Source organism: Aeromonas cavernicola, assembly GCF_002795305.1.
GTDB lineage: Bacteria > Pseudomonadota > Gammaproteobacteria > Enterobacterales > Aeromonadaceae > Aeromonas > Aeromonas cavernicola.
Genome location: NZ_PGGC01000124.1, coordinates 20,070 through 28,586 on the forward strand (window position 1 = coordinate 20,070; position 8,517 = coordinate 28,586).

5 protein-coding genes are annotated in these 8,517 nt (G+C 55.1%); 2 read left to right on the forward strand and 3 right to left on the reverse strand.

Annotated elements, in window-relative coordinates; all coding sequences use genetic code 11:
* Positions 1 to 74 precede the first annotated feature (74 nt).
* Complete coding sequence (metA, locus tag CUC53_RS13620; protein ID WP_100294664.1) at positions 75 to 1,022, forward strand: homoserine O-acetyltransferase MetA; 948 nt, start codon at positions 75 to 77, stop codon at positions 1,020 to 1,022.
* Here the strand turns inward: metA and CUC53_RS13625 are convergent.
* Complete coding sequence (locus tag CUC53_RS13625; RefSeq protein WP_100294665.1) at positions 1,019 to 1,540, reverse strand: cyclin-dependent kinase inhibitor 3 family protein; 522 nt, start codon at positions 1,538 to 1,540, stop codon at positions 1,019 to 1,021. The two genes, metA and CUC53_RS13625, sit on opposite strands and share 4 nt — an antisense overlap.
* Positions 1,541 to 1,680: 140 nt before the next feature.
* On the opposite strand from CUC53_RS13625, the gene CUC53_RS13630 reads away from it, so the two are divergent.
* Positions 1,681 to 2,151, forward strand: coding sequence for an Lrp/AsnC family transcriptional regulator (locus CUC53_RS13630; protein WP_100294666.1), 471 nt, complete (start codon positions 1,681 to 1,683; stop codon positions 2,149 to 2,151).
* 97 nt (positions 2,152 to 2,248) lie between these two features.
* On the opposite strand, the gene hemL is transcribed toward CUC53_RS13630, so the two are convergent.
* Both hemL and CUC53_RS13640 read right to left on the reverse strand, forming a co-directional pair.
* Positions 2,249 to 3,535 (reverse strand): glutamate-1-semialdehyde 2,1-aminomutase, encoded by a 1,287-nt coding sequence (hemL, locus tag CUC53_RS13635; RefSeq protein ID WP_100294667.1) that lies wholly within the window; start codon positions 3,533 to 3,535, stop codon positions 2,249 to 2,251.
* A gap of 325 nt (positions 3,536 to 3,860) precedes the next feature.
* On the reverse strand, positions 3,861 to 8,517 hold a 4,657-nt coding region (locus CUC53_RS13640), incomplete at its 5' end, for a choice-of-anchor K domain-containing protein (protein ID WP_157798279.1).

The window sequence follows — 8,517 nt, forward strand, 5'->3', positions numbered from 1 at the left end:
ATGACAGGATTAGCGCTTTATTATAGGCTTCTGGATGTCCAGACATATTTACTGATGCAGTACAGGGAGTAAGCATGCCGATCAAGATCCCGGACCAGTTACCTGCCGCCCAAGTGTTAGGGCAGGAGAACATCTTCGTAATGACGGAGTCCCGGGCCGTTACCCAAAATATCCGCCCACTGCGGGTGCTCATTCTTAATCTAATGCCCAAAAAGATTGAGACTGAAATCCAGTTGATGCGGATGCTCTCTAACTCGCCATTGCAAGTGGATGTCGACCTGCTGCGCATTGACGATCGAGAATCCAAAAATACCCCGCAAGCGCACCTCGAAAACTTTTATCACGACTTTGAGCAAGTGCGGGGCAACAACTACGACGGCATGATCATCACAGGGGCCCCCCTTGGCTTAGTGGAGTTCGAAGAGGTTATCTATTGGCCACGGATCGTTGAGATCATTGAGTGGTCCCACCAACATGTGACGTCAACCTTGTTTCTATGTTGGGCCGTGCAAGCTGCGCTCAAGGCGCTCTATGGCATGGAAAAACAGACCCACGGCGAGAAACTCTCCGGTGTCTACCGCCATCATCGTCTTGATGAAAACGAGCCGCTGCTACGTGGGTTTGATGATGAATTTGTCGCCCCTCACTCCCGTTATGCCGCCTTTGATGGCGACCTGATCCGCGCCCACACTGACTTGCAGATCTTTGCTGAATCGGCCGAGGCGGGGGTCTACTTGGCTGCCACCAAGGATTGCCGCCAAGTATTCGTCACCGGCCATCCGGAATACGATGTCTTGACCCTCGACGGCGAATATCAACGGGACTTGGCCGCCGGACTGGCCCCCACGATGCCAGTTAACTACTACCCCAATAACGACCCGAGCCAAGCTCCGCGTGCCACGTGGCGCAGCCATGGTCATCTGCTGTTTGCCAACTGGCTCAACTATTACGTGTACCAGCTCACCAGCTATCGGCTAGAAGACATTGGTCGGGTATTTACCTACAACCAACACACCACTTAATCGGCAAGGGCTATCCCCCCTAGGGACTGCCTATGCAGCCACTGCAGATGAGTTGCCAGCGTCAATGCCTTGGGCCGAATCGCCTTGACCATTGCGATGGCTTCAAGCGGTGGTTGTCCCAATGTCAACAAGATGGTCGCAGCCACCAAGCCAGTACGCCCACTGCCGCCTCGACAATGAATGGCGACATGTTTGCCATCTTGCAGCAGGTCGAGGAGGGATGGCAGCACCTGCTGCCACCTCACATCAAACTCAGCGTCAGGAGCGCGGTCGTCGCTAATTGGCAACTGAAACCAGCGCATCCCCGCTTGGGTAACTTGCTGACCGAGTTGCGTTAACTCAAATTTTTCCAGCTCTGTTGTGGTCATCAAGGTGATGACCCCGTGTGCACCAGCCAATCTGAGCTGTTCCAATGCTTGGCTGAGCGCAACCTGTTGAGTGCCTGGGCAGGGTGTCAGTAACAATTGACCATCGACCCGCGGTAGTTCAAGACTCCAGAAAGGATGAAAGGGACGCATCGTAAAACCTCTGGTATGGCTGGGCAGCCCACGGTAGATGGTTGCTCAGCATAGGGGGGTGAGGGGTGAAGTCAATGTCCGTTGTATTTGTGCTGGCTTGCGGGCAGAGTCTAAAACATGAGGTTATTCAAGGAGTGAAGATGAGAAACTTAGATCAGCTAGATCTTGAGATCTTGGCCCACCTGTTTCGTGATGCGGGCATGACCAACAAAGATCTCGCGGCGTTGGTCGGTGTTGCGCCTTCTACGTGCCTTGAACGGGTGCGTAAATTACAGCAAGAAGGTGTGCTCAAGGGAGCACATTGCGACGTCGACTACCAAGCATTGGGGGGACACATTCAAGCCATGGTCTCTTTGCAACTGGCACGCCATAGCCGCCAGATCATTGATGCGTTCCGCGATGCGATTTTAGCCCTGCCTGAGGTGATAAGCCTGTTTCATATGGGCGGGAAAGATGATTTTTTAGTCCATTTGTGCGTGGCTGACACCGAACATTTGCGCAATTTTGTGTTCGATCACTTCACCTCTCGCGAAGAAGTGGTGCGTCTTGAAACCTCGCTGGTGTTTGAGCATAAATTTAGCCGCACTATTCCCCATTTTAGCCAGAGCTAACCCATCGGCTATTCCCTGAGTGGACCCTATGAGACAGATAAAAAATCCGACGTCACAGACGTCGGATTTTTGATCATGGGCACCGAGCCGACGGCAATTAACCCGCCAGCTTGGCGAAGCTGCGCTCGGCGGCGGCCAAAGTGTGTTCAATCTCCTTGTCGCCGTGAGCCAGCGACAGGAATCCCGCCTCGTAAGCGCTTGGCGCCAGATAGACGCCCTCTTCCAGCATGAGATGGTAAAACCGCTTGAAGCGTTCCATGTCGCAGCGGGTCACCTGCTCGTAGCGGGTGATGTCAGACTCTTCGGTAAAGAAGAAGCCAAACATGCCGCCGACATAGGTGATGGCCAGTGGGATACCGTGTTTGGTGGCGGCGGCTTTCAGTCCCTCGGCAACCCGCGCTGTCTTGGCGCTCAGCTGCTCATAGAGGCCCGGCTCCAGCAGCAGCTCCAGCATGGTCAGACCGGCAGCCATGGCCACTGGGTTGCCGGAGAGGGTACCCGCCTGATAGACCGGGCCGGTCGGGGCGATGTGCTGCATCACCTTCTTCTTACCGCCGAAGGCACCGACCGGCATCCCAGCCCCGATGATCTTGCCAAGGGTGGTGAGATCCGGCTCGATGTTGTAGTGGCCCTGAGCGCCGCGCAGGGAAACCCGGAAGCCCGTCATCACCTCGTCCAAGATCAACAGGGAGCCAAACTCGTCACAGATGGCGCGCAGCCCTTCCAAAAAGCCCGGCACTGGCGGGATGCAGTTCATGTTGCCAGCGACCGGCTCGACGATAATACAGGCGATCTCGTTGCCGTACTGGATGAAGGCTTCGCGCACCGAGTCCAGATCGTTGAACACGCAGGTCAGGGTGTGCTTGGCGAAATCGGCCGGCACGCCCGGGCTGTTGGGCTGACCCAGGGTCAGGGCGCCGGAACCGGCTTTGACCAGCAAGGAGTCGGCGTGACCGTGGTAGCAGCCCTCGAATTTGACGATCTTGTCGCGGCCAGTGTAGCCACGGGCTAGCCGGATAGCGCTCATGGTCGCTTCGGTGCCGGAATTGACCATCCGAACCTGCTCCATGGAGGGGACAATCTGGCGAACTTTCTCGGCCATCAGCACTTCGATCTCGGTCGGCGCACCGTAGCTCAGCCCTTTCTCAACGGCCTTGATGACGGCGGCCTTGATGGCGGGGTGGTTGTGACCCAGCAGCATGGGGCCCCACGAGCCGATGTAATCCACGTAGGCTTGCCCATCCACATCATAGAGGTAGGCGCCATCGGCGTGATCAATAAAGCGCGGCGTACCGCCGACCCCATTGAAAGCACGGACCGGAGAGTTGACGCCACCCGGAATGGTCTGGCGAGCCTGTTCAAACAGCTGATCTGACTTGGACATGGAGCATCCTTATTGGAATATGATTCGTCGCACAGGTATAAGTGACCGTTTGCTACTCGGCAACAAATCGCAGGAGAGACGTATTCGAGATCTCTGCGGCGCTTGGCCCATCCCCGTGCCCAACATTGCGGGCCGACTATAGCAGAAAGCGGCAAGCCTTGGCAGCTGAGGGCCTGTGGGGAGATTCTGATCTCGCCCCCTAAGGCGAATACCGTGCTGGCCATGCTTGATGGGGCCCCGCGTGCTGGTGCTAAGCGGCTCATTGAGGCCAATAAAAAAGCGGCAGGTTATCCCGCCGCTTGGATCGGTATATTGGCAATCGCGCTTATTTATCGATTTCGAGCATATTGGTACTCAACATCTGATCGATCACCTGACTGGCTGTGGCACCGCTGTGACCGGTTAGGGAGTCAAAACTGTGGTTCAATAGGATGATCTCTTGGCTCACCGATGCCGTGCTGCTCTCTTTCACCTGCAGGTGAACCCCGTCTTTATCTTGAAAGACTGAGAGTAAGCCCTTTAGGTCATTTTCACGGCCAGAACTATCATGATCCAAGAGATCACGGAGATCTAGCGTGTCACCTTGGGCTTGTTTCAAGGACCCCATTTCCATGTTGAAGTCCATGATGTAATCCTTGCTGAGCGTGCCCGCGGTGGTATCGCCTTTGTTCCAAACAAAGGTGTCAGCCCCACCATCCCCACGCATCACATCATGGCCAAGCCCACCGATAAGTATGTCATTGCCTAGCCCCCCTCGCAGCGCATCATTGTGACTGCCCCCATTGATGTAGTCATCACCGGTGTGGCCAAACAAAATATCGGAACCCGATTGCCCATAAATTTTGTCATTACCACTGCCGCTATTGACGACATCGGCATAACGGCTACTGACATCAACACTGAGCAACAGACCATCCGCGTCGAGCATGGCATCTGAACCGGATAGATTACCGGTCATGATATGGTGAGCGCTCAGCTCTGCGACCGTCAGTTGCAGGGCATCATCGCTACCAAATTGCGGCGTCCCCGTCATCCCAGCGTAGATCACATCATCCCCACTACCGGTCTCAACATGGTCATTACCGGCACCGCTGCTGACCGTTTGGCCGCTATTCCCTTTGTTGAAGCACACCCCAGTATGAACACTCGTCGTGTTGCCCTTGTCATCAATGATGCTGCCCAACAAATTGCCACCAAAGAACACATCAAGCTGATCAGGATTCCCCGCTTTCTCACCATGACGGACAACCATGGTGTCATTGAGGTCAGTGCCTTCCACCGTTAACGGCAGATGGGCGGGAGCCCCATGGTGATTAAAGGCATTTACGTTGATCGTCAAGACGCTATTGGTGGTGTCGCCATCGCCATCACGCACGCTATAGGTAGAGGTTTCACGGGCATCAGCAGGGATCTGGCTGCCACTCTTGGTAACTTGATAGGTATAAGCACCGTTAGCCATGATGGTCAGCACCCCATAAAGCCCCGTGATACTGGTGCCTGCACCATTGGTATAAGTGGCATTGCTACTGCCGACGCCATAACCAATCACGCTTAACCCACCATCAGCCCCAGCAAGATCATTGGCTAAGACATTACCCGTCGCTTTAGGCAGCGCATAACCAGACCCTTCTGTCATTTTGACGACCAGATCAAAGTTATTCGTGGCATTTTCATCGGTATAGATGCTCTTGACCAAGGCACCTGACGCATCACGAAAACCCAGCACAGACAAGGTGTAGAACTTCCCTAAGAAGTTAAATGTCGCCGTGGTCTCACCAATGGTAATGATGTCCCGAGGGTCTGCCCCACTGTTGGACGTTTCGTTGTGGTCAAAATTGATGGTCAGGGTTACCGGCGTGATCACCCCTGATGCATCGATCACCGAGAACGTCACTTTCATCGTCGCAGCGCTGATCGACGTGCCGCTTTTGATCGGATAGTTGTAGTGAGTAAATACCCCGAGTTTGATCTCTTCATTAATGGGAATGAGCCCTTTAAGTGCGGAGTCATTATCCATAAAACCATACCCAGACTGTTTATCACCACCGCCCCAGCGGAGCTGATCTAACCCTTCGTCGTTATCCGCGGAGTCAGAACGGTTAACCGTGTTCTCTCCGCCGCTCCACTCGGTCCAGTTCGCCTCAACCCCTGATACCTTGAACGAATCAACCAGTACATCAACTTGATTATCATCGGCTTTCGCGACGGGTACATCATCACGAATGGCCAGATCGAAAGAGCCATTAGTGGTGGCAAACTCCGACTTGTTGACTTGGTAGTTAACGGTAAAACGCAATTCATCTTGGCTAGTAAGCGTCTGGCTTTGACCATCCACCACATGGCTCAACGGCTTGAGCAAGGTGAAGGTGTAGCTAGGTGGATTCGCGGTGTTATCAACCGTGATCGTAAAGGCGGTATTGCCCGCTGTGTTAGACCCCAAATAACCTTTTAAGCCCGCACCGTCTTGCACCACATACAACGGCTCCCCTAGCGTGCCCGTCACGCCACTTAGGCCAACGATACCTAGCAGCTTAAGCTGAGCACCCGACACCGAATTCCCCTTTCCATCGGTCACCTGCAGTGCCTGACTGACAGAGAGCGGCCCCTCGGTTGGACTCCCTACTGGCTCAGGTAATGAGGCATTTCCCCCCACTAACCCATCTTCATCAACTAGGCCGCCGGTTAACCGCACCGCGAGGTCATTATCCACAATAATCCCTGAGCCACTGTCCGCACCGGTAACCAAGCGATTCCCCGTGGGCGTCGCCGTCAGTATCACCGTTTCGTTATCCTCGGCAGAGGTATCATCTAGCACCGGGACGCGCACTTTTATCGGCGCCCCTGTTGCAGGCAAAGTGAGCTGACCATTGATGGGTACCGCCACCCACTGTCCGCTGCTGTTTAGATACTGCAAAGAGCTGTAGTCACTGCCAGAGCTAGCACTGCCACTTAGGCTCAACGTGACATCAGTATCGGTAGCAATCGGATTGGATAGCTTGACCTCATAAGTCAGGTAAAGCCCCGAGCCTTCTCGAACTTCACCCGCATCACTGACGATAACGGTGGCTGGTGTATCTTCATCTACGTTCGGGTTACCCCCCGTCGTCACTCGGTCATCCAGAATGGTGCCGGTGCCACTGTCCGGCCCAGAGACCAACGGATTCCCCACCGGCGTCGCGGTCAACACCACGGTTTCGCTATTCTCGGTTAAGGCATCATCGAGTACCGCGACTCTTACCAGTACCGCAGCCGCGCTAGCAGGCAAGATAATCTGGCCATTGGCTGGGACAGTAACCCATTGGCCACTGCTATTACGGTATTCAAAGGCTTGGTAGTCACTGCCCTTAGTGGCAGTGCCACTGAGCGATAAAACAACCGTGGTATCGCTGGCCACTGGGGTGGAAAGCTTGAGCTCATAGGTGAGATAGGCACCAGCTGCTTCTCGAACTTGACCGGCATCGTTAACCACCACTTGCGCGGAAGTATCCTCATCCACCGAGGTATTACCGCCTGGGGCCTGAGTGCGATCATCGACGATAGTGCCTTGGCCACTGTCTGCAGTAGTGACTTGTGGGTTACCAACCGGTGTGGCGGTTAATATCACACTCTCGTTAAGCTCTGTCTGAGCGTCATCGAGTACGGCTACTCGCACCTGTATCGCTGTACCATGAGCAGGCAGAGTGATCAGGCCACTAGCAGGCACCGTCAACCATTGCCCGTTGCCGGTACTGTACTCCATGGTGCTGTAGTCGCTGCCATGACTAGCGCTCCCCCCTTGGCTCAAGATCACATTGGTATCGTGCGCTACCGCATTGGAGAGCTTAACCTCGTAGACAAGATAAGCACCGCTTGCTTCCCTCACCTCCCCCGCATCGCTAACGACCACCGCAGCAACCGTATCTTCATCCACGTCGGGGTTGCCACCAAGAGTGGTGTTACGATCATCCACAATAGTGCCGGTACCACTGCCTGACCCAGACACCTGCGGGTTACCCACAGGGGTAGCCGTCAACACCACGGTTTCGTTATTTTCAGTTACTGCATCGTCGAGTACCTCGACCCTGACAGAGATGACCTCGCCCTTCGCTGGCAAGGTGATCTTGCCATCAGCTGGCACCGCCACCCACTCCCCCTTGTTGTTGAGGTATTCCAACTTGGAGTAATCACTATCCAAGGTCGCCGAGCCTGAGAGGCTAAGGGTAACTTGGGTGTCACTGGCCACTGGGGCTGACAGCTTCACCTCGTAAGTGAGGTAAGCACCGTCGACTTCACGTACTTGGCCCGCATCGTTAACAATAACAGTCGCGGTGGTGTCTTCGTCTACCTCAGGGTTACCACCCGGGCTAGTGTTGCGGTCATCCACAATCGTGCCCGTGCCACTGGCTGACCCAGACACCAACGAGTTACCCACTGGCGTCGCGGTCAACACCACGGTCTCACTATTCTCGGTTAACGCATCATCAAGGACCGCGACCCTGACAGAGATGACCTCACCTTTCGCTGGCAAGGTGATCTTGCCATCAGCTGGCACCGCCACCCATTCCCCCTTGTTGTTGAGGTATTCCAGCTTGGAGTAATCACTATCCAAGGTCGCCGAGCCTGAGAGGCTAAGGGTCACTTGGGTGTCATTGGCCACTGGGGCTGACAGCTTCACCTCGTATGTGAGGTAGGCTCCGTCCGCTTCACGCACTTCCCCTGCATTGCTAACAACAACGGTCGCGGTGGTGTCTTCGTCCACCTCAGGGTTACCGCCCGGGCTGGTGTTGCGGTCATCCACAATCCCGCCGGTGGCGCCCAGATTGGTGTTCGGATTGGTCAGCTTGTCGCTGCCACTGCTGACCCCCAAGGTCACGGTCTCACGCCCTTCCGTCAGGGCGTCATCCACCACCTTCACAAACAGCTTCAGCTCGGTCTGGCCTGCCGCAATCTTAAAATCAGCCTCCGTCGCTAAGCGATAGCCACCCTTGCCATCGGCCACATAG